13 protein-coding genes and 1 pseudogene are annotated in these 20952 nt (G+C 60.3%); 9 read left to right on the forward strand and 5 right to left on the reverse strand.

What is annotated here, in order from left to right; genetic code table 11:
• Positions 1-92: 92 nt before the first annotated feature.
• The 4 genes from ACF8R4_RS19490 (at position 93) to ACF8R4_RS19505 (ending at position 10201) form a co-directional block, all read left to right on the forward strand.
• Positions 93-3881: a sugar-binding protein gene (locus ACF8R4_RS19490; RefSeq protein WP_392493246.1), complete on the forward strand. Its 3789-nt coding sequence runs from the start codon at positions 93-95 to the stop codon at positions 3879-3881.
• A gap of 402 nt (positions 3882-4283) precedes the next feature.
• On the forward strand, positions 4284-6293 hold the full coding sequence (locus ACF8R4_RS19495) for a hypothetical protein (protein ID WP_392493248.1): 2010 nt from the start codon (positions 4284-4286) through the stop codon (positions 6291-6293).
• Positions 6294-6436: 143 nt separating this feature from the next.
• Positions 6437-8626, forward strand: coding sequence for an autotransporter outer membrane beta-barrel domain-containing protein (locus tag ACF8R4_RS19500; RefSeq protein WP_392493250.1), 2190 nt, complete (start codon positions 6437-6439; stop codon positions 8624-8626).
• Between the two features lie 45 nt (positions 8627-8671).
• Positions 8672-10201: a hypothetical protein gene (locus ACF8R4_RS19505; RefSeq protein WP_104835343.1), complete on the forward strand. Its 1530-nt coding sequence runs from the start codon at positions 8672-8674 to the stop codon at positions 10199-10201.
• Between the two features lie 6 nt (positions 10202-10207).
• On the opposite strand, the gene ACF8R4_RS19510 is transcribed toward ACF8R4_RS19505, so the two are convergent.
• The 4 genes from ACF8R4_RS19510 to ACF8R4_RS19525 all read right to left on the reverse strand — a co-directional run bounded on the left by ACF8R4_RS19510 (position 10208) and on the right by ACF8R4_RS19525 (position 14704).
• Positions 10208-10945: a molecular chaperone gene (locus ACF8R4_RS19510; protein WP_082426373.1), complete on the reverse strand. Its 738-nt coding sequence runs from the start codon at positions 10943-10945 to the stop codon at positions 10208-10210.
• Between the two features lie 66 nt (positions 10946-11011).
• Positions 11012-11551, reverse strand: a complete 540-nt coding sequence (locus tag ACF8R4_RS19515) for a fimbrial protein (RefSeq protein ID WP_060498737.1) — start codon at positions 11549-11551, stop codon at positions 11012-11014.
• 197 nt (positions 11552-11748) lie between these two features.
• Positions 11749-12159, reverse strand: coding sequence for a PA2817 family protein (locus ACF8R4_RS19520; protein WP_060498738.1), 411 nt, complete (start codon positions 12157-12159; stop codon positions 11749-11751).
• Positions 12160-12256: 97 nt separating this feature from the next.
• Positions 12257-14704 (reverse strand): acyl-CoA dehydrogenase, encoded by a 2448-nt coding sequence (locus ACF8R4_RS19525; protein ID WP_060498739.1) that lies wholly within the window; start codon positions 14702-14704, stop codon positions 12257-12259.
• 213 nt (positions 14705-14917) lie between these two features.
• On the opposite strand from ACF8R4_RS19525, the gene ACF8R4_RS19530 reads away from it, so the two are divergent.
• The 4 genes from ACF8R4_RS19530 (at position 14918) to ACF8R4_RS19545 (ending at position 17945) form a co-directional block, all read left to right on the forward strand.
• Positions 14918-15328, forward strand: coding sequence for a hypothetical protein (locus ACF8R4_RS19530; protein WP_164524236.1), 411 nt, complete (start codon positions 14918-14920; stop codon positions 15326-15328).
• Between the two features lie 151 nt (positions 15329-15479).
• Entirely contained in the window at positions 15480-16103 is a 624-nt protein-coding gene (locus ACF8R4_RS19535; RefSeq protein ID WP_104835342.1) for a glutathione S-transferase, read from the forward strand.
• Positions 16104-16236: 133 nt separating this feature from the next.
• A complete protein-coding gene (locus tag ACF8R4_RS19540) occupies positions 16237-17169 on the forward strand; it encodes an ABC transporter ATP-binding protein (protein WP_016715124.1) in 933 nt (310 codons plus the stop codon).
• Positions 17166-17945: an ABC transporter permease gene (locus ACF8R4_RS19545; protein WP_060498742.1), complete on the forward strand. Its 780-nt coding sequence runs from the start codon at positions 17166-17168 to the stop codon at positions 17943-17945. The genes ACF8R4_RS19540 and ACF8R4_RS19545 overlap by 4 nt, the downstream gene beginning before the upstream one ends.
• A gap of 9 nt (positions 17946-17954) precedes the next feature.
• Here the strand turns inward: ACF8R4_RS19545 and ACF8R4_RS19550 are convergent.
• Positions 17955-18461 (reverse strand): annotated as a pseudogene (locus tag ACF8R4_RS19550) (DUF2062 domain-containing protein); the annotation flags it as partial.
• 142 nt (positions 18462-18603) lie between these two features.
• On the opposite strand from ACF8R4_RS19550, the gene ACF8R4_RS19555 reads away from it, so the two are divergent.
• On the forward strand, positions 18604-20817 hold the full coding sequence (locus ACF8R4_RS19555) for a DNA internalization-related competence protein ComEC/Rec2 (protein WP_060498743.1): 2214 nt from the start codon (positions 18604-18606) through the stop codon (positions 20815-20817).
• Positions 20818-20952 lie beyond the last annotated feature (135 nt).

The raw sequence follows: 20952 nt of genomic DNA on the forward strand, positions 1-20952 counted from the left end.
GGTGGCTGCCCTTCAAAGGGCAGCCCTCTTCTCCTGACAGGTGCAGTCTAATGACGACAAATTCGTTAGTCCATTCCAATGCATTTAATTTCATGAGCTTCGTTCAAGGGGGGGTCGACCCCCGAACGGGGCAATACAATGTATCGCTCGCGCTGCCCGAACTGGTGGCCAACCGGTTAAGCGGCCCCAACTTGCCTTTGCACATCGGCTTCAACCCGATGAACCCTGAGGACTCAGGCTTTGGTGCTGGATGGCGCTTGAACCTGAGCGAGTATGACCCGCAAAGCCAGATGCTAAGCTTGCACAGCGGTGAGCGTTTCAAGGTATTCGACAATGGCCCAGGTACGCAGCCGGTCATACCGGAGCGCAAGATCGACAGTTTCCACTTCGAGAACATTTCTGCTGGTGCCACCACGCTGTATCGCGTGGCGCACAAGTCTTTGATGATCGAAGTTCTTGGTTTGCACGATGTTACCGAGCAGGGGCAACCCAACAGCAAGAAGGTGGCACTGCCTGTCAGGGTGCTGACGCCGACCGGGGATGGCATTACCCTGACTTATCAGCAGGTGGATGTGCCCTCTCCGATGCCGGGTATTCCAGCCAAGCGTGTGCCGTGCCTGGCATCAGTCGAAGATGACAGCAAGCGAAAACTGCTGGAAATCAATTACGCCAACCTCAGCCGGGTACTGATTACGCTCAACCCTGGCTCGGCGGCGCAGGTGACCTATACGCTGGAACGCGAGAACAGTGAGCTGGTCAAGGTGGTATTGCCGACGGCCGACAAAGGTCGTTGGGCATTCGAATACAAAAAGATCGGCCAAGTACGCTGCATTGAACGCATGCGTACACCGGTCAATGGCATCGAAGAAATTTTCTACAAAGATGAGGGGCACGCGCTGCCGGGCGCCGGGCGCAGGACACTGCCTCATGTAGAGCGGCACCTGGTTAGCCCGGGGGCCAACCAGCCACAAATGCGTACCGACTACGTATTCAGCTCGAATAACTTCTTGGGCAACAATACGGGTATTTCCTTTGACGATAGCGGTGAAGACAACCTCTACAAAGTCACAGGCGCAGACTATTTCTATGACAGTACCGCCACACATTATAAAGGCGATACCCCGGTCTACACGGTCAAGACGTCATTCAACCGCTTCCACTTGATGGTCGATAAGGTCACCACGCAGAACGACTGCATCGAAACCCTGACCTTGCAGTACCCGGCAACGGGCAACAGGCCATTCAAGGACCTGGACAACAATTTCCAGTTGGCCGAAAGGACCACGACCTCCTGGCGCAAGGGGGCAGGCGGCACGGCGCGGGAACAGTCGGAAATGACCCGCTACGACCAGCATGGCAACCTGGTGGAGAAGACCGAAGCCAACGGCAAGCGGACCCTGATGTCGTACTACCCGGCGGCGGACGACCCGGACACGTTCGTGCGCCTGCTCAAAACCGAGGAGGTCATCCCGGGGCCTGGCGAAGCCGGGGCCAAAACCTTGCTGCGTGAATACCGCTATCAGACGGTTGCATCGCGGGATGACGACGGGTATGCACGCGGCGCGTCAATGCGTAGCCATGAGCAGCTTCGCGTGCGTGACGGTGCGGTGCTGTCGACGTTGGAGACGCATTACCACGACAAACCACTCAACCCTCTTGAACATGGCCGTGCGCGTGAGCAAACCCTGACGCTCAATGGCAAGGCAACGCTTACCGAATATGCCTACAGTGAAGTTTCGGTAGACGGCCACGCTGCCGTACAAACTCAGGAAACGGTGACGGGGTTCGATCATGGTGAGCCTCTGCCGGCGCGTGAGTTGATCAATGCCAAGGGCAACGCCGAGCGACATGCGCAAAAGGTCATTACCGTGCAGCATTCGATACTGATTGGCGAGCCACTGCTCAACTATGACGACAACCAGGTGCAGATTGCCTACGCGTATGACGAACTCCGTCGCGTCACGCGTGAAACAGTCGACCCCAAAGGCAAATACAGCGCATCGCGCAGCTACAGTTACTACTTGTCGTCCGACGGCCAGCAGGCCTGGCAGATGCAGACGGATGTGAAGGGGGTCAAAAGCTGGAGCTATGTAGACGGCCTGAACCGTGCGGTACGAGTGACGCGCCAGGATCCGGACTTCGGCCGTACTCGACAAGCCAGGGAAGAAGAACGGCTCAGTTACACCGCGCGCTACGACGAACTGGGCAACCTGGTGGAGGAGACCGATTACGATTGGCTCGAGCTGAAGAACTTGCCATTGCGTACCCTGTACGAGTATGACGACTGGCGCCAGCGCCGCGTGGAAATAGGCCCGGACAAGGTGCGCATGTGCACGGAGATCGACCCGGTGGGGTTACCGGATCGCCTGGGGCCGGTACACAAGGAGTGGCGAGAGTCCATCGACCGTCGGCAAGTTACCGGCGTCACCATTACTCGGCTGAACCTGTTCGATGCGCCTGTCGATGTCGAGCGCCTCGACAGCAAAGGCGCCCGGGCGAGTTTGCACCGCTACTTCTACGATGGCTTGGGGCGCACGGTGCGGGAAGTGGATGCGCGGGGTTTTGAAACGGCTACCACCTATGACGAATTCGACAGGCAGGTGGACCAGACATTGGCTGATGGTTCGGTGGTACACCGTGATTATGCGCTGCACAGCGCCGCTGATTTGCCAACCTTGATCAAGGTGCTCGATAGCACCGATGGCGGCGATTACGTGCTGGGTACACAAACCTTCGATGGCCTGGACCGCATGGTCGAGTCGGTCACTGGGGGGCGTAAACGCACCATGCTGTTCGGCATTGGGCAACGTCAGCCCGAAGCGGTGATCACACCGTCAGACCACCGTATCGACTATGAGTACCTGCCGCAGTTGGGCGAGGAGCCATTAAGCCGCAAGACCCTGGGCAAAAATGCGGCGTATACCTATGACGAACACAATGCTCGTCTGTTGCAGTGTACCGAGAATGAAGAAATGCTCGAGCGTGAGTACTACAGTACCGGCGAGCTGAAAGTTGAAAGGCGCCAGCACAACGATGAGGCGCAACCGCATGAGATGTTCTATGTACACAGTTTGAAGGGCCGCTTGCTGGGGTATACCGATGTACTGGGCAAAACCCAGTCGTATGAGTACAACCCGCTTGGGCAGCTGTATCAGACCAGCCTGGAAAATGTGACCAGTACATTCCGTTATGACGAGCTGGGCAGGACCGCCAGCATACTCACTGAAACCGTGGATGAGGACGGCAGCCAGCGCTGTCTGGAAACGCAGCTGTTCTACGATGATTTCGAGCGCGAAGTGCGTCGGCGTTTCGATTTTGGTGACGCAGTACAAACGTTGGCCCAGACGTACAACGAAGTGGATGGCATTGACAGTAAGACGTTGACGGCCGGAGAACAGGAAGGCGACAAATTACGCCATGAAACCTTCGAGTACGATGACCGGGCGCGGTTGTCGAAGTATACCTGCGAGGGCGTCAGTGAGTATGTACCCGTTGACCCCTACGGTAACAAGATAGACAGCCAGCTGTTCCGTTTCGATGGCCGAGACAACATTACCCGGGTCAGGACTGACTTCGAAGGTGGCCGGCTGAATGCCACGTATCAATTCACCAACGAACACGATCCGGTGCAACTGATGGGCATTACGCTGCAGTGGGTAGCGGTGGCGGAAGCAGACGGCGAAGAGCAAGAGGTTGTGCTCAGACAGGAAGAGATCGAGTTGAAATACGACCCTGATGGCAACCTGATACTGGATGAGCAGCAACGTGAATTGACCTACGACCCGATGGGGCGTCTGCAGACGGTGCATGTGCCGTCGCAAGGCATTACGGCAAGCTATGGGTACGATCCCCTTGACCGATTGGCGTCGCAGGATGCTTGACCGTTTGAGTGCGCTATCTGATTGATTTAGAACATTGAAGCTGTGTTGGAGCCTGCCTTTGTGCAGGCTCTTTTTTTGGGTGCGCCAGGCATGGCGCGTTGCGCGTAGCGCAACCCGTTTGGCTGTAGTGGCCGAGCGAGTGACTTGGAGGTGAAAGTCCTCTACACACCCGGCAAGGGGGGAGTGTTAGCCAGAGGCAAGCGTGCGTATCAGCGTGTGGTCAGCAATAAGGGAGCACCGGGTGCAGATGGCATGACGGTCGCTGATCTGGCTGGCTATGTGAAACAGTATTTATTACGCGTGACCTGATAAAAATGCCAGTTGTCGGCTGCGTTCGGGCGGTGTCGAATGAACGGTAGCGCGACCAAGGCGCGGTTCTTTCATTAATGCCTGGAGGTGGGTGTGACTCATTCGAAGGATCTGAGCAAGTGTTCGCGGGATGCACGCGGTGCATTCAGGCTTGATCGCGCAAAACTATTGGGTGCGTACACGGAACCCAGTCAGTTGAAAGACCTCGTCGTTGACGACGAGCTATTTGCAGACAAGGCCGACGGGACAGTAAAGAACGTTTATATTTTGCCGGGCGGGCCTGACTTCATTGTTAAGGTGCCTGCCTGGGTTTTTACGGAAGAGGACACTCTCAGGATTGAACATTCGCGTGACAATGTGGGGTTCGAAACCATCCACGAGGAGACCATCAGGTACTTTGATGACGATCTTGAGAACCCGTATCCGGTAAAGCTGGATATTTCACTGGACGCACTGAGTACCGAAGGGGTGCATTATCTCAGGAGTTATGTGCTGTCCGATAGCCTGGAAGAAGAATGGTCAGACGCACTGACGCTGCGCTTTGACCGTGTTCCCCCGTACGCCCGAACATTGCCTGCCAAGTTCCTTCCCGTACCGGTGGTGACAGACGACAGCCTTGCTGCACAGGACGGCAATGTCATCCTTGAGTTGCCAGCCTACCCGGATTGGCAGATAGGTGACCGGGTCGTATGGTACTGGTTGAAAGAAGTCCCAAAAGAAATTGGCGGTATTCAAGAAGTCGCGACCGCGCTCACCACTGGGCAACTGCAGCATTTGCAGGTGCCGGAAGACATTGTTCGCCAAGCCGGCGATGGTGGGCTGTTTGCCGTCTATGTGCTGGTGGACAAGGCGGGCAACATCAGCCAGATATCCGACTATGTGGCTATCGATGTGGCGCTGGGCAAGTTGCCTGCCGTCTTCGGGGACCCGGTGGTACCGTTGGCGACAGCGGCGGACAGTTATCTGATTGACCAGGGCGATGCCCTGGAGGGGGTCGAGGTCTGGGTGCCGCTGTTTGCAGACTGGAAGGCCACTGATACGGTACGGGTAACCTGGAAAACCGCCGAACTGCTGGCGGAGCCGGTGGGCAGTGCACCGGCTGAATACGTGAGGGTTAAGGTCGACAGTGCGACACTGCTGCAGGAGTATGACGGAACGGCACTGCCGGAAGAAACCACGGTGCGTTATGACGTGTATCGAGGTACGCACAAGCTTGGCGGTGCGCAGACACAGGTCTATGTGAACTTCGATTCCATCGACCCCGGCTGGCCAGGCCCGGATTGGCCAGAGCAGGTGCACCCCGGCCTGGAACTTGCCCATGTCAATGGGCGCGGCAGTAGCAGTAATGAAGATGAACTCGACAGCGGCGATACTGGCCTGGACGCTGACATCAAGATTGTCTTGAGCGACCTTATCGAAGAAGACGACATCTTGACACTCGACTGGGGAAGCCAGGCGCAAGCAGTGGCGTATGTCGTTACTGCACAAAACAAAACCGACGGTGAAAGTGAGTTCCCTGTGCCTTGGTCCGTTATAGAAGCCGAGGGCAACAAGGTGGTGACCATCCATTATTGGGTTAGCCGACCTGGCGTGCATAACCCTATCAAGTCAGGCGTCACGTCGGTGGCGGTAAGCGCCGTTGTAATTACAGCGGACCCGGTGGACTTTCTGGAGAAAAATGCCAACGGCCAACTGAACTGTACGTCGATCAAAAACAGCCTGCCACATGCTGACAACGGGGCAGTGCAATTGGTGGTGCCTGACCTGAGTGAGTATGAAAAATATGGGCCAATCACCGAGGTCGAAATTACCTGGTGGGCCGTCAAGGGGGGGCAAGAAAGCCAAGGTGAAGATGAAGTGCCTGGCGTGAGGGAAGTCTTCAAGGTAAGTATTGGGCCGGACGCGCCGTTGGAGGGTTTCATATGGCGAGTCCCCTACGATAAACACGTTGCACCCACCTACGACCCTGATAACCCGCTGTTCTATCGAGCGCGTGCGCGGGTGACTTATCGCTTCACTGCCGGCAGCGAAACCATTGTTTCCAAGCGAGGTGATATTGTGCTGGCCATGTATCAGCCTAGCGGTGCCTGTGATTTTTCATGAAAGCTGGCAATAGCCGGGTGATGAATTTTCCTATTGTGTTGTAGGGGTTTTCCTACAACACAACAGGAAGGTGCTGTGTAGTCTTGTCGGAAATATCTGAGACATCAGAGCCACTCCAATTTCGACTTGGGCGAGGATCGCACATGAAAAAACACTCCACCCCCCTCGGAAAAGCAGGCAAGCGTGCCCTTGCACTGGCGTTGACACCGCTCTGGCTGGTGAGCGAAGGCGCATTGGCATTGACGACGGTCTCGCGGGACCAAACCATTGATGCCGCGGTACCGCTGGACAGTTACCAGGTACTGGCGGGCGCCACGCTGACCGCCAACGGTGCCACCACCCAGCAAATCCAGTTGCGACCCAGCTCGGCACTGGTGTTCAGCGCCAGCACCCTCAATGCCACCGGCGATGCGTTGCTGGTGGGCAGCGCTGCCGTGGCCAGGGTCACGGACAGTACCATTGTCAGCCAGGGGCGCGGGATTGTGCTGGCACGTACCGGTACGGTGGGGTCCACGGTCGAGTTGGTAGGCAGCACGGTAACGGGCCAAGTGGGCGGGGCAGCGCTTGCCAGCAATTCACGGCTGAGTATCCGCGATAGCCTGGTGCAGGGGACCGGGGAGGGCAGCTCGGGTGTGCGCATGTTCAACGGCCGTCTGGACGTGGCGAATAGCCGGATCATCGGTGCCCAGGAAGGTATCTTGGTCAATGCTGACGCTGCGGTGGCAGGGCAGGCAAACATTGACCTGCAAAATACCCTGGTCGAAGGGCAGGCGGGCGCGGCAATCGTCGTGGCCGGCAGTGCTGCGGGGCCAGCGGCTGCAAGTATCAAGGTCGGCAACGGGTCGCGCCTGGTGGGCAGCGATGGCACGTTGCTTGAGGTGCGTAACACATCGTCGGCCACCCTGTCGGTCGATAATTCGCACCTGGTCGGCGACGTCAAAGTGGAGGACGGCTCCAGTGCCGCGTTGGCACTGGACAACCGGTCGAGCCTTACTGGCCATCTGGACGGTGTTTCGAGCCTTGGCATCAACGGCCAGTCAACCTGGGTGATGACCCAGGATGCCAGTGTCGGCAGCCTGGCCCTCGATGATGGCAACGTCCAGTTCGGCCAGCCGGATGCCTACCACCGGCTGACCGTGGAAAACCTGTCGGGCAGCGGCAGCTTCGTGATGCATGCAGACTTCTCGACCGGCGATAAGGACTTCCTGGATGTTACCGGCCAGGCTACCGGCAACCACAGCTTGCTGATCGGCAGCTCAGGCCAGGACCCGCAGGTAGAGAACCAGCTCCATGTGGTGCATGCCGCGAGTGGTGATGCCACCTTCTCGCTGGTCAATGACCGGGTCGACCTGGGGGCATTTTCCTATGGCCTGGTTCAGCGCGGTGAAGACTGGTACCTCGATGGGTCGCGTAGAGTGATCAGCCCAGGTACGCAGTCGGCCCTGGCGTTGTTCAACGCGGCGCCGACTGTCTGGTATGGCGAGCTTGCTTCGTTGCGCAGCCGGATGGGTGAGTTGCGTTTGCAAGACGGCCAGCCCGGTGCCTGGGTGCGCGCTTACGGCAACAAGTTCGATGTGGCGGCCAGTTCCGGCGTGGCCTACAAGCAGGTGCAGCAGGGTGTGTCGTTCGGCGCCGATGCCCCGTTGCCGATCGGTGATGGGCAATGGCTGGTGGGTGCGCTGGCGGGTTACAGCCGGTCCGACCTGGACCTGTCGCAGGGCACCTCCGGTGACGTGGACAGCTACTACCTGGGCCTGTACACCACCTGGCTTGACCCGCAGAGCGGGTATTACTTCGATGGTGTGGTCAAGCTGAACCGCTTTGAAAACGATGCCAAGGTAGCCCTGAGTGATGATGGTCACACCAAAGGCGACTACAGCAATGTTGGCGTGGGTGTGTCGGCCGAGTTGGGGCGGCATATCGCCCTGGATGACGGCTATTTCATCGAGCCGTATACCCAATGGTCGGTGGCGCGGTTCGAAGGCAAGGCCTACACGCTCGACAACGGCCTGCAAGCCGAGGGCGACGCTGTGCATTCCGTGCTGGGCAAGCTCGGCAGTACCTTGGGGCGCACCATTGACCTGGGTGATGCCCGGGTGGTTCAGCCCTACGTACGTGCAGCCTATGCCCATGAGTTCATCAACAACAACCAGGTCAAGGTCAATGGCCATCGATTCGATAACGATTTGTCCGGGTCACGTGCCGAGCTGGGGGTTGGGGTGGCAGTTTCGGTGGCCGAGCGGCTGCAGGTGCATGCCGATGTCGACTACAGCGCTGGCGAACACATCGACCAACCTTGGGGGGTAAACCTGGGGCTGCGTTACAGCTGGTGAGCATGCCAATAAGGAAGACCTCGGTCTTCCTTTTTTATTGGAGAAATGAAGATGCAGGTGCCTGGTAAATTTCTGCGCGGCTTCCTGGGTTTTTTCAGCAGGCCATTGAAGGAGGGGGCAATGCGCGAAGCGCCGCAGGCGCTTAAGCCAGTGACGGTGACCGATCTGCTGCCCGATATCGACGGCGGTGAGCACAACCTGCTGCCCGTGAGGGCTACACGCAGGCCTTTGCCCATCAGCATCCCCATGTGGCTGGTTTCGGACCCCAGTGATGAGGGGCCTGAGCGACTGGTCGTGAAGTGGGATGGGCAGCCGTTCGTTGACAAGACGTGGACCACGCCAGTGCAACCCGCGGACCTTGAGCTGGAGGTGCCCGTGGCGCTGCTGGGGGAGGGGCGCCACACCCTGATGTATCAGGTGACCCTGGGTAACGAGGAAAGCACTGTTTCTGATGAGCTTTCAGTGCTTATCGACAAGACAGCGCCTGTGCCGGGCGGGGGGCGTGGCAGGCTTGAGCTTGTCGAAGACCCCGATGAAGTTGAGCGCGATGGCCTTACGGCCCGATACCTGGAGCGGCACGCTGACCGGCTACGCACCCGGGTACCGACTTACGACAGCCCTGCCGTGGGCGATGTCATTACAGTGTATTGGGGGGACAAACCTGATGATTCCGAGCAGGTGGGCAGCCTGACATTGACCCAGAACGACGTGTTGCTGCCGATTCATATCGACTTCCAGGGTGAAATGATTCGCCAGTCAGGTGACGGGGTGCGCTACGCGTATTACGAAATCGAGGATCGGGCCGGCAACCTGAGCAATCTGGCGAGGTCGCTGGAGCTGGACGTCAGGGCGCAACCGGCACCGCGCCAGTTCGACTGGGTGGAAATTGCCCAGGCAACCGGAGCAAGCGGTGACCTTGCGCTGAAGCTGGATGACTACATTGAACCGTTGTTGGTCGCGGTGCCGATGTCGGCGCAGTGGTTTCCAGATGAAACGGTTACAGTCATTTGGGGTGAGCCTGAAGATTATGGCTATTACACAACCTCCGAGGTCCATCCGGGGACCGAGCGCGCTTATGCGATTCCCGAGAAGCATGTGTTGGCATACGCGAAAAAGACGTTGGTGGTGCGCTATGAAGTCAGAGACGATGCCGATGTGTTTCCTTCCGCGGTCAGCCATCTGAAAGTGACCGAGTTCAGTAAAAGCGGGTTGCCCATGCTTGCGCTCGAGGGGGCCGATTCGAACGGCTTCAGCCTGGGTTCGGCACCCGAACGTGTGCCTGTCAGCTTGGGTACATGGCGGGGCATTGCTGTGGAGCAGCAGGTCAATATCAGCGTGGGTGGGGTGCTGCAGAGTGGGCTGGAGGCTCCCCCTCAGGCTGTGCTGACCGCGCATCCGCTGACCCCAGCGCAAGTGAGTCGGGGGATTGGCGCAAATAAAGAGGTCACCGTGCCGAAGGCGTACCTTGCGACCCTCAAGCGTAACGAGCCGTTCACCTTCCTGGTACAGGTGAGCTTCGACGGTGGTGGCACATGGGTCGATTTCCCCCGGTATAGCCCGACCCTCAGGGCTTGAGTGCAGTCACAGGCGTTTTACCGGGCGGGACAACTCTGGCGTCAGGCCGCCATGATCATTGATGGTTGTGAACTCGACCCTGAGACCTTCCTGCACGGTTGAGGTTTTGAGGGGGTAGGTTTGCCTGCCCATGGGGATGGCCATCTTTCTGGCATCGATTCTCTCGCTGCCCTTGGCGCTGCGCAGGGTCAGCTGGTTGAAGGTGAAGTAGTAAGGGGAGGGGTTGTCTACCACCAGGTGCGGTTTGCCTTCCAGTGTTTGCACCGACCAGGCCAGGTTTTGCAGGTGGTCGTGCGGGCGCCCCTTGAGCTGGGAAGGACGGTAGAAGACCTTGATGCGAGTGCGCAGGGCAAAGGTCAGCGCATTTTGTGCGGCGCCTTCCTGGACTTGTGGAATTTCTTGCAGGTTGAAGTAGAACAAGGACTCGCGGTCCTGTGGCAGATCGTTGGGTATGGCGTTGATCTGTATCGTCTGTTCGTTAGCGGGTTCGAGCCGGAACAGGTTAGGTGAGGCAATCAGCGGTACGGCCGTTGTGGTGTCGTCGGCTTCGGTGTTCACCCACGCCTGTGCGGCATAGGTGGCCTTGGATGGGTTGGCGGCGACGACCGATGAGCTGCGCTTGGCACTTTCGTGAATGATTCGGGTTTGGCTGATGGTCAGCGCTGCCTGTGCGAGGGAGGTGCTACAAGCGAACACTATTGCACAGCTGTACAGCGTGATGAGGGAGCGGGTAAAGAGTGGCATGATGTTACACCGAAGGCATGCAGATCTAAGGCTGCACCAGATGCGCAAACGCACCTGGTACATCAATTACGGCAGGGCTACCACAAAGCTGACTTCAGCTTCTGCGACACCTTCCTTTACGGTAGGGAGGTGAGATTCATAGTTGGCGTAGAAGATCATGTCGGTTGGGGCGGTTTCGTACAGGTCGTAATCAAGCGAAGCGGTGCCTGGCGCGATTTTGGCGTGAGTGCGGTCTTTGATCGCCAGGCCCAGGCCGTCTGCGCTGCCGCGTTGGATCCCGTACAGATCGGAACCGATCGGCCCGTGTAGTGGGCTGAAGGTAACGTTTGCAGTGCTGTTTGGAGGAATGGTGCAGGTGGCGTCAGGTGTTACGCGCAGGGCAAACGCAACCTCTGGTGTGGCAGTACCGGCAGCGGCAAAGTATTTGGTGGTGTAGTTGCCCAGCGTTACGCGTGGAATGACCGAGCCACCTGGGTTGACGACTTCGATAGGGCAAGTGCCACCGGCATAGACAGTGCCGTAAAAGCTGATTTGCCCGGTTTCAGGGGCAGCGAAAGCGGTGTTACTGGCAATGCCCAGTGCAAGCAGCATGAATGTTTTTTTCATCGCTATATCCTTGGTTTAGTTGCGAACGTCGAGGCGTTCAGAGCAGCGCTCCCCCTTGGCCTGGCACCTTGGGGACGGGAGGGAGCGTCGGGCATACTAATTTCTTGGAAACTATCGCGATGTAGGAAAAACCGGAGATTTAGGTGTGCTTTGCGACACTGTTCAAAGAGAGGGGCGCCGCGCAGGCATCGATGAGGTCAGTGCCGCTGCTCGGTCTTTGGTGCACCGAGTTGTGCTTTGTGCGCATGCCAGTCAAACGCTTCGCCTTTCTGCTCAGCCTCGTAACGGCGCTCTTCCAGCTGCTGGTACAGCTCCAGCTCTTCGTCGGGCATGAAATGCAGGCAGTCTCCAGCGAAGAACCACAACAGGTCACGGGGTACCAGGTGAGCAATTTGCGGGTAGCGCTGGATCAGTTGGCAGATCAGGTCCTGGCCCAGGTACTGGCTTTCCAGCGGGCTTTGTGAAAGCAGGGCCAGTAGTTCGTCGAAGCGTTCGAGAAACAGGGTGTGGCTTTCCTCCGGTACCTGCTCGGCTTCACCCAGGGCCACCAGGATGGTGCGCAGGTGGTTCAGCAGTTGCAGGTGGTATTCCAGGTGGGGGTTGGCCATGGGGCGGTCCTCAGGGTGATTGAAACGGGGGCGGAGTATACGCCGGTTGGCGAGCGGGTGGGGAAGGTGGCGATGGCGCCACACTCCCCACCAACGGTCAGCGTACCTTGCCTTGTACTGGCAGCAACTGCGCTTTGTTGAAGGCATCTACATCGATCACTGCCCGGCGTGCCTGCTCCGCCGCCTGCAGCCGTTGCCCTTCGCCAGGCTGTAAAACGCCGTTTTGCACAGCCGCTTCGATTGCCGACTGCCCAGGTGCCGGGTGCACTTTGCCTTCTTTGATCGCCTGGTGCAGTACCTTGTGCAAAGGTGCTGCTGCTTCCAGCAGGTCGCAGGCCCGTTGCAGTGCTGCCACCGGGTCGCCATCGGCCTGTGGCCTGAAGCAGCCGGCGAGCAGCTCTTCAAGCGCGGGGTCACCCTTGCTGCGGCCAATCAATGCCGCCACTTCTGCATCCAGCTCATCGCTCGGCCCGGTATGGCGGCGGCCGAACGGGAACACCAGCAGCCGCAGCGCGCCGCCAACGAAACGGTTCGGGAAGTTGTCGAGCAACTGGTCCAGGGCTTTTTCCGCCTGGGCCAGGCTTTCTTCCATGGCCCAGCGCAGCAGTGGCTGCATATGCTCGGCTGAACCCAGGTCGTGATAACGCTTGAGCGCTGCGCTGGACAAGTACAAGTGGCTCAGCACGTCGCCTAGCCGGGCACTCAGGCGTTCACGGCGCTTGAGGGCACCGCCCAGCAGCATCATTGACAGGTCTGCCAGCAAGGCAAAGGCAGCAGCCTGGCGGTTCAGGGCGCGGAAGTAGCTTTGGCTCAGGGCATCGCCGGGCATGTTTTCCAGGCGACCCAGCCCCAGGTTGAGCACCAGCGTGCTGGCCGCATTGCTGGCGGTGAACATGATGTGTTTCATCAACAGCTCATCGAACTCCCGCAGCGCCTGGTCGCGGTCCTCGCGGCCGGCCAGGGCCATTTCCTTGAGCACGAACGGGTGGCAGCGAATGGCGCCCTGGCCGAAGATCATCAGGTTGCGCGAGAGTATGTTCGCACCCTCGACGGTGATGAAAATCGGCGCCCCTTGCCAGTTACGCCCCAGGTAGTTGTTCGGGCCCATGATGATGCCCTTGCCGCCGTGTACGTCCATGGCGTGCTGGATGCATTCGCGACCGCGCTCGGTAAGGTGGTACTTGAGGATCGCCGACAGCACCGAAGGTTTCTCGCCCAGGTCGACAGCCTTGGCCGTCAGCAGGCGTGCGCTGTCCATCAGCCAGGCATTGCCGCCAATACGTCCCAGCGATTCCTGGATGCCTTCGAAGGCTGCCAGCGGGACGTTGAACTGCTCACGAATGTTGGCGTACTGCCCGGTAACCAGGCTGGTGTACTTGGCAGCACCGGTGCCTACCGCTGGCAGGGAGATGGAACGGCCGACCGACAGGCAGTTCATCAGCATCATCCAGCCCTTGCCGAGCATGGCCTGCCCGCCGATCAGGAAGTCCAGCGGCACGAACACGTCCTTGCCGCTGTTGGGGCCATTCATGAAGGCGGCGCCCAGCGGCAGGTGGCGTTTGCCGATGTCTACCCCCGGGGTATCGGTGGGGATCAGTGCCAGGCTGATGCCCAGTTCTTCTTTCTCGCCCAGCAGGTGGTCGGGGTCATAGGCCTTGAAGGCCAGACCCAGCAAGGTAGCGACCGGCCCCAGGGTGATGTAGCGCTTTTCCCAGTCAAGGCGTAAACCGATGACCTCTTCGCCGTTCCATTGCCCTTTGCAGATTACCCCGGTGTCCGGCATGGCCCCTGCGTCGGAGCCAGCCAACGGGCCTGTGAGGGCGAAGCAGGGGATGTCTTCGCCACGGGCCAAACGTGGCAGGTAGTGGTCGCGTTGTTCATCGGTGCCATAGTGCAGCAGCAGTTCGGCCGGGCCGAGCGAGTTGGGCACCATCACCGTGGAGGCCAGGTCGCCGCTGCGGGTGGCCAGTTTCATGGCCACCTGTGAATGGGCGTAGGCGGAGAAGCCTTTGCCGCCATATTGCTTGGGAATGATCAACGCGAAGAAGCCATTCTGCTTGATGTGCGCCCACGCTTCAGGCGGGAGGTCCATGTCCTGGCCAATTTGCCAGTCGCTGACCATGGCGCACAGTTCTTCCGTCGGGCCATCGATGAAGGCCTGCTCTTCTTCGGTCAGCTTCGGTGCCGGGTAGGAAAGCAGGGTGCGCCAGTCGGGGCGGCCGCTGAACAGTTCGCCGTCCCACCACACGGTGCCCGCATCAATGGCTTCGCGCTCGGTTTGTGACATGGGCGGCAGGGTGCGCTGGAACCACTTGAACACCGGGCCCGTGAGCACCTTGCGCCGCCACTCAGGCAGTGCCACCAGGACAAATTTAAGCGCCAGCACGAGCCCTATCAGCGTCAGCAGCCAGCCGGGGGCGTGGCTGAAAATGCCCATCAGCAGCACATAGGCTGCCGTGATGCCCAGAATCTGCAAGGGCGCCAGGCGCCGGTGCGTGAGGTATGCCGCGCCGATCACCAGTACCACCAACCACAACAGCAACATAATCGGTCCTCCTTGGAATCAGGGGCTTGAGCCGTGTCACAGAGTTTAGACGCTGCGCTGTAAGCGACCGGCTCAGAACAGTGACAGGGTGTGGCGCCGGGAGTTTCACCGCAGGTTTGCGCGTGGCCCGACCTGGCAATTCTGCTAGGTGCGCAGGCGCTTTCGCTGTTTTAAATTCAAACCCACATAACGCTTCAATCTAAGGTGCGCATCATGCAAAACAACAACACCCCGTATCAGAACGGCGCTGTCATTTTCTGGAAGGAAGTCAACGGCACTGGAGAAAGCCAAAGCCTGACGTTGCCAGACTGGGGAAGCGGCGAGGCAGTCGACAAAAGTGTCAGCGGCGAATTTAGCAAAATCGCCATGAGCGATATTCCCTCTGCAACCACCATCACGTTGAGCCAGGGAACGGGCTTGGGCAAGGTCTACATCAAACTGAAAGCCACCCATCAACCCGCCTCGCTTGACCGTACCGAATTTCAGTACCTGATGGATTCCTACACCGTTGGCGACTTCATCAGCGAAGGGCTGGGCCTCACGCTTGTGGAAAAAGAGGGTAAAGCCTCGCGCGCCGGTATCGATTGCCATGTCCAGCTTTCCAAGGCCCCCCCGGCCGCCTGAGCCGCTTTCTTCTTTTTGCCCCCACAGGTAGTGCGCCAAGCCCGAAAAATGCGCAATTCCTGTGGGAGCGGGCGTGCCCGCGAAAGGGCCGTACGGACGACAAAACTCTGGGTTAGACTGTGCAGCCTCCGCATTTCATAAGGACGTTGCCATGCTGAAAATCTGGGGCCGCAAGAATTCGAGCAATGTGCGCAAGGCGCTGTGGGTTGCCCAGGAGCTGGGTCTGGACTTCGAATCCATCGACGCCGGCGGCGCCTTCGGCGTGGTCAACGAGCCGCATTACCGCGCCCGCAACCCCAATGGCCTGGTGCCCATGCTTGAGGACGGCGACCTGACCCTGTGGGAGTCCAACACCATCGTCCGCTACCTGTGCGCCGAGTATGGCGCCGAGCAGGGCTGGTATCTGGAAGATCCACGCCAGCGCGCCCTGGCTGACAAGTGGATGGACTGGACCACCTCGTCGTTCGCCGCACCGTTCCGCCCGCTGTTCTGGGGCCTGCTGCGCACCCCGGAAGACCAGCGCGACTGGGTGGCGATCAACGCCGCGCACAAGCAGTGCGCTCAGTTGCTGGCCATCGCCGACGAAACCCTGGCCAATCAGCCTTACCTGTCCGGTGACCAGATCGGCATGGGCGACATCCCACTGGGTAGCTTCATCTACGCCTGGTTCGAAATGCCCATCGAGCGCCCGGCCATGTATCACCTGGAAGCCTGGTATGAACGCCTCAAGCAGCGCCCGGCTTACCAGGCTGCGGTGATGACCGCGCTCACCTGACCCTGCTTCGATAGTCATTATCAATAGATGTGACTGTACTTGTGCGGCCTGGCCTTGCACCATGGCCGCACTCACTGCGCCAGTGACTTTACCTGGCGTGTCCTGCACCTTTTTCCTCGGTAAGTGACCCGCTATGAGTTCCGCCCTGTCCATCCGACAGCTCACCAAGACCTACGGTAACGGCTTCCAGGCCCTCAAAGGCATCGACCTTGATGTTGCCGAAGGCGACTTCTTCGCCTTGCTCGGCCCTAACGGCGCCGGTAAATCCACCACCATCGGCATCCTGTCCACTTTGGTGAACAAAACCAGCGGCACGGTCAATGTGTTCGGCCATGACCTGGACCGCGAGCCTTCGGCGCTCAAGCGCTGCCTGGGCGTGGTGCCGCAGGAATTCAACTTCAACCAGTTCGAGAAAACCTTCGACATCGTCGTGACCCAGGCCGGTTACTACGGCATCCCGCCCAAGGTGGCCAAAGAACGCGCCGAACAGTATCTGACCCAGCTGGGGCTGTGGGACAAGCGGGATGTGCAGTCGCGTTCGCTGTCGGGTGGCATGAAGCGCCGCTTGATGATTGCCCGCGCGCTGATCCACGAGCCGCGCCTGCTGATCCTCGACGAGCCGACTGCAGGTGTGGACATCGAACTGCGCCGCTCGATGTGGAGCTTCCTCACCGAGCTTAACCAGAAAGGCATCACTATCATCCTCACCACCCACTATCTGGAAGAGGCTGAGCAGCTGTGCCGTAACATCGGCATCATCGACCACGGCACCATCGTCGAGAACACCAGCATGCGCCAGTTGCTGGGCAAGCTGCATGTCGAAACCTTCGTGCTCGACCTCAAGCAGGACCTGGCCAGCGCGCCGGTGCTGCAAGGCTACCCGTGCCGGCTGCTGACCCCGCACACCCTTGAGGTGCAAGTGGAAAAGGACATCGGCATTACCGCGCTGTTCGGCCAGTTGGCTTTGCAGAACATCGAGGTGCAGAGCCTGCGCAACAAGACCAACCGACTCGAGGAGCTGTTTGTGTCCCTGGTAGAGAAAAACCTGTCGAAGGTGGCCGTATGAGTGTGGAACTGCGCACCAACTGGGTCGCCCTGAACACCATCGTCTACCGCGAAGTGCGGCGGTTCCTGCGCATCTGGCCGCAAACCTTGCTGCCGCCAGCCATCACCATGGTGCTGTACTTCGTCATCTTCGGTAACCTGATCGGCCGGCAGATCGGCGACATGGGCGGCTTTACCTACATGCAGTACATCGTGCCGGGGCTGATCATGATGTCGGTGATCACCAACTCCTACGGCAACGTGGTGTCGAGCTTCTTCGGCAGCAAGTTCCAGCGCTCGATCGAGGAACTGATGGTGTCGCCGGTATCGCCGCACACCATCCTCGTGGGCTACGTGCTGGGTGGCGTGCTGCGCGGGCTGGCGGTGGGGGTGATCGTGACCCTCCTGTCGATGTTCTTCACCGACCTGCAAGTGCATCACCTGGGCGTGACCATGGTTGTGGTGCTGCTGACGGCGACCATCTTCTCGCTGCTGGGCTTCGTCAACGCGGTGTTTGCGCGCAACTTCGACGATATTTCGATCATCCCCACCTTCGTGCTGACGCCGCTGACCTACCTGGGCGGGGTGTTCTACTCGATCAACCTGCTGCCGCCATTCTGGCAGACCGTGTCACTGGCCAACCCGGTGCTGCACATGGTCAACTCGTTCCGCTACGGCATTCTAGGGGTGTCGGATATCAGCATTGGCACGGCGATCACCTTCATGCTGGTCGCCACTGCAGTGCTCTATGGGGTGTGCGTTCGCTTGCTGGTCAGCGGCCGCGGGATGCGGGCCTGAGGCCTTGCACCGGCATTGGCGACGGCGCCACTGCCGGCCCACCCACCAGCGCCAGTACAGCATGGTGGCGAAGTAGCCGGCGATGCCCAGCACCACGCCGCACACCACCGAGCCGAGCAGGAAGGGTTGCCACAGCGTCGACAGCTGGTCGGTGATCCATTGGAAGGTCAGCTCGTCGGGCAGGGTGCGCGGCGGCACCTGCATCAGCCAGGCGCCGGTCATGTAGGTGACGAAGAACACCGGCGGCATGGTCAGTGGGTTGGTCAGCCACACCAGGCTGACAGCAATCGGCAGGTTACCGCGCACCGGAATGGCCAGCGCGGCGGCCAGCAGCATTTGCGCCGGCATCGGGATCAACGCCGCAAACAGGCCCACACCCATGGCCCGTGCCACCGAATGGCGGTTCAGGTGCCAAAGGTTCGGGTCGTGCAGCAGCTTGCCGAAAAAACGTAAGGACTTGTGTTCCCGAATGCTGGTCGGGTCCGGCATGTAGCGTTTGAAAAGTCGGCGCGGCATGTAGGCTCCCGGAGCGTTTATCCAGGCAGTATGCCCTGATTCTGATTCAGCCTCGTTTAGAGTTTGTGACAATTGTTGAGCAAGGGTTGCCGGCAATTGGGCTATGCCTCAGAGGGTGATTTGCCTTCTGGAGCTCTACCTCATGCGCACAGGGATGTTTGCGCTCGCGCTCGGGCTGTTGTGCCTGGGCTTTCTCCCCGCATTGCCATCGGTCGGATGGTTGATCGCGCTGGCGGCCTGCGCTGTCGCCAGTCTGTTCACCCGCGTGTGGCCGTTGGGCTGCTTTCTGCTGGGCCTGTGCTGGGCTTGCGGGTCTGCTCAGCTGGCCCTTGATGATCGCCTGGCTGCCGGCCTGGATGGCCGCACCGTGTGGCTGGAAGGGCGGGTGGTTGGCTTGCCGGTCCGAACGGCACAAGGCGTGCGTTTCGAGCTGGACGCGGCACGCTCGCGGCGGGCCGAACTGCCGCAGCGCCTGCAACTGAGCTGGTTCGGTGGGCCGCCCCTGCGGGCGGGCGAGCAGTGGCGGCTGGCCGTGACCCTGCAGCGCCCGGCCGGGCTGTCGAACCCGCATGGGCCAGACCGCGAGGCGCAACTGCTGGCACGGCGGGTGGGTGCCACGGGCACAGTCAAGGCGGGGCAGCTGCTGGCGCCAGTAACCGGTGGTTGGCGCGATGCGCTGCGTCAGCGCTTGCTCGCAGTCGAGGCCAATGGCCGAACGGCGGCGTTGGTGGCGCTGGTGCTAGGTGATGGGGCGGGCCTGGCCCGGGAGGACTGGCAGACGTTGCAGGCCACCGGCACGGTGCACCTGCTGGTGATTTCTGGCCAGCACATCGGCTTGGTCGCCGGTTTGCTGTATGGCCTGGTTGCCGGGCTGGCACGTTGGGGTTGGTGGCCTGCACGGCTGCCCTGGTTGCCCTGGGCGTGTGGCTTGGCCATGACCGCAGCACTGGCCTACGCTTGGCTGGCCGGTGGGGGCGTGCCGGTGCAGCGTGCCTGCCTGATGCTGGCCGTGGTGCTGCTCTGGCGTCTGCGTTTTCGTCACCTCGGTGCATTGTTGCCGCTGTTGTTGGCGCTGGTCGTGGTGTTGCTAGTCGAACCGCTGGCGGCATTGTTGCCGGGGTTCTGGCTGTCGTTTACCGCAGTCGCCACGCTTCTCTATTGCTTCAGTGCCCGGCTAGGGGGCTGGCGGCCCTGGCAAGCCTGGACGCGGGCGCAATGGGTAATCGCTATCGGTTTGCTGCCAGTGTTGTTGGCCACTGGCCTGCCGGTGAGCTTGAGTGCGCCGTTGGCCAATCTGGTAGCGGTGCCGTGGATCAGCCTGGTGGTGTTGCCGTTGGCGCTGCTGGGCACGGTGCTGCTGCCATTGCCCGTGGTAGGGGAGGCGTTGTTATGGCTGGCGGGCGGGCTGCTGGACCTGTTGTTCCGAGGGTTGGCGTTGGTGGCGCAACAGCGCCCGGCGTGGATGCCGGCGGTATTGCCAGTGTGGGCCTGGTTACTGGTTTGCGTGGGGGCGCTGTTGGTGCTGCTGCCTCGGGGCGTGCCGTTGCGTGGGTTGGGGGGCGTGATGCTGTTGGCCCTGTGGGTGCCGAGGGAGCCGGTGCCGCTTGGGCAGGTCGAAGTCTGGCAACTGGACGTCGGTCAAGGGCTGGCAGTGCTGTTGCGCACGCGCCACCACAACCTGCTTTACGATGCCGGTCCGGCCAAGGGTGACAGTGACCTGGGCGAGCGGGTGGTGCTGCCGACCCTGCGCAAGCTGGGGGTGGCGGGCCTTGACGTGATGCTGGTCAGCCACGCCCATGCTGATCATGCGGGCGGCGCTGCCGCCATCCAGCGAGGTCTGCCGGTGCGGCGGACAATCGGTGGGGAAGCGCTGAACGATGTTCCGTTGCAACCTTGTGTCAGCGGCGAGCGATGGGACTGGGATGGCGTGCGATTTTCGCTATGGCGTTGGGCCGACGGACAGAGCAGCAATGACCGCTCGTGCGTGCTGATGGTCGAGGCGCAGGGCGAGCGCTTGCTGCTGGCAGGGGATATGGAGGCCGGTGCCGAACGGGCCTGGCTGGCGGCAGCCGAGACGCCGAGGGTCGACTGGTTGCAGTCGCCACACCATGGCAGCCGCAGCTCGTCCAGCGAGGCCTTCATCCGTGCCACGGCGCCGCGCGGGGTGCTGATTTCGCGGGGGCGCAACAATAGCTTCGGGCACCCGCATGTACAGGTGGTCGAGCGCTATCGGCGGTATGGGGTGACGATACATGATACGGCGGTGGAGGGGGCGTTGCGGTTGGTGCTGGGGCGGCAGGGGGAGGTTGAAGGTGTTCGGGGGCAGCGGCGGTTTTGGCGGGCTCAACTGGACTAGGGGGGGGCAGGTCTACGCCGATACATGTTTAGCGTCCACGAGATCGAGCGCCGCCCGCGCGGCGCATCGCGAGCTGCGCTCGCTCCTACGTTTGTCTCGGGCCAGTAATGCCTGTGGCAGCCGCGCGCGACGGCC

This window comes from Pseudomonas sp. FYR_2 (assembly GCF_043106425.1).
Lineage (GTDB): Bacteria > Pseudomonadota > Gammaproteobacteria > Pseudomonadales > Pseudomonadaceae > Aquipseudomonas > Aquipseudomonas monteilii.

Coding starts and splice junctions, on each gene's coding strand:
- ACF8R4_RS19555 (WP_060498743.1), top strand. CDS start 18,604: ATGCGCACAGGGATGTTTGCGCTCGCGCTCGGGCTGTTGTGCCTGGGC.
- ACF8R4_RS19510 (WP_082426373.1), bottom strand. CDS start 10,945: ATGCCACTCTTTACCCGCTCCCTCATCACGCTGTACAGCTGTGCAATA.
- ACF8R4_RS19530 (WP_164524236.1), top strand. CDS start 14,918: ATGCAAAACAACAACACCCCGTATCAGAACGGCGCTGTCATTTTCTGG.
- ACF8R4_RS19540 (WP_016715124.1), top strand. CDS start 16,237: ATGAGTTCCGCCCTGTCCATCCGACAGCTCACCAAGACCTACGGTAAC.
- ACF8R4_RS19515 (WP_060498737.1), bottom strand. CDS start 11,551: ATGAAAAAAACATTCATGCTGCTTGCACTGGGCATTGCCAGTAACACC.
- ACF8R4_RS19500 (WP_392493250.1), top strand. CDS start 6,437: ATGAAAAAACACTCCACCCCCCTCGGAAAAGCAGGCAAGCGTGCCCTT.
- ACF8R4_RS19525 (WP_060498739.1), bottom strand. CDS start 14,704: ATGTTGCTGTTGTGGTTGGTGGTACTGGTGATCGGCGCGGCATACCTC.
- ACF8R4_RS19505 (WP_104835343.1), top strand. CDS start 8,672: ATGAAGATGCAGGTGCCTGGTAAATTTCTGCGCGGCTTCCTGGGTTTT.
- ACF8R4_RS19535 (WP_104835342.1), top strand. CDS start 15,480: ATGCTGAAAATCTGGGGCCGCAAGAATTCGAGCAATGTGCGCAAGGCG.
- ACF8R4_RS19545 (WP_060498742.1), top strand. CDS start 17,166: ATGAGTGTGGAACTGCGCACCAACTGGGTCGCCCTGAACACCATCGTC.
- ACF8R4_RS19520 (WP_060498738.1), bottom strand. CDS start 12,159: ATGGCCAACCCCCACCTGGAATACCACCTGCAACTGCTGAACCACCTG.
- ACF8R4_RS19490 (WP_392493246.1), top strand. CDS start 93: ATGAGCTTCGTTCAAGGGGGGGTCGACCCCCGAACGGGGCAATACAAT.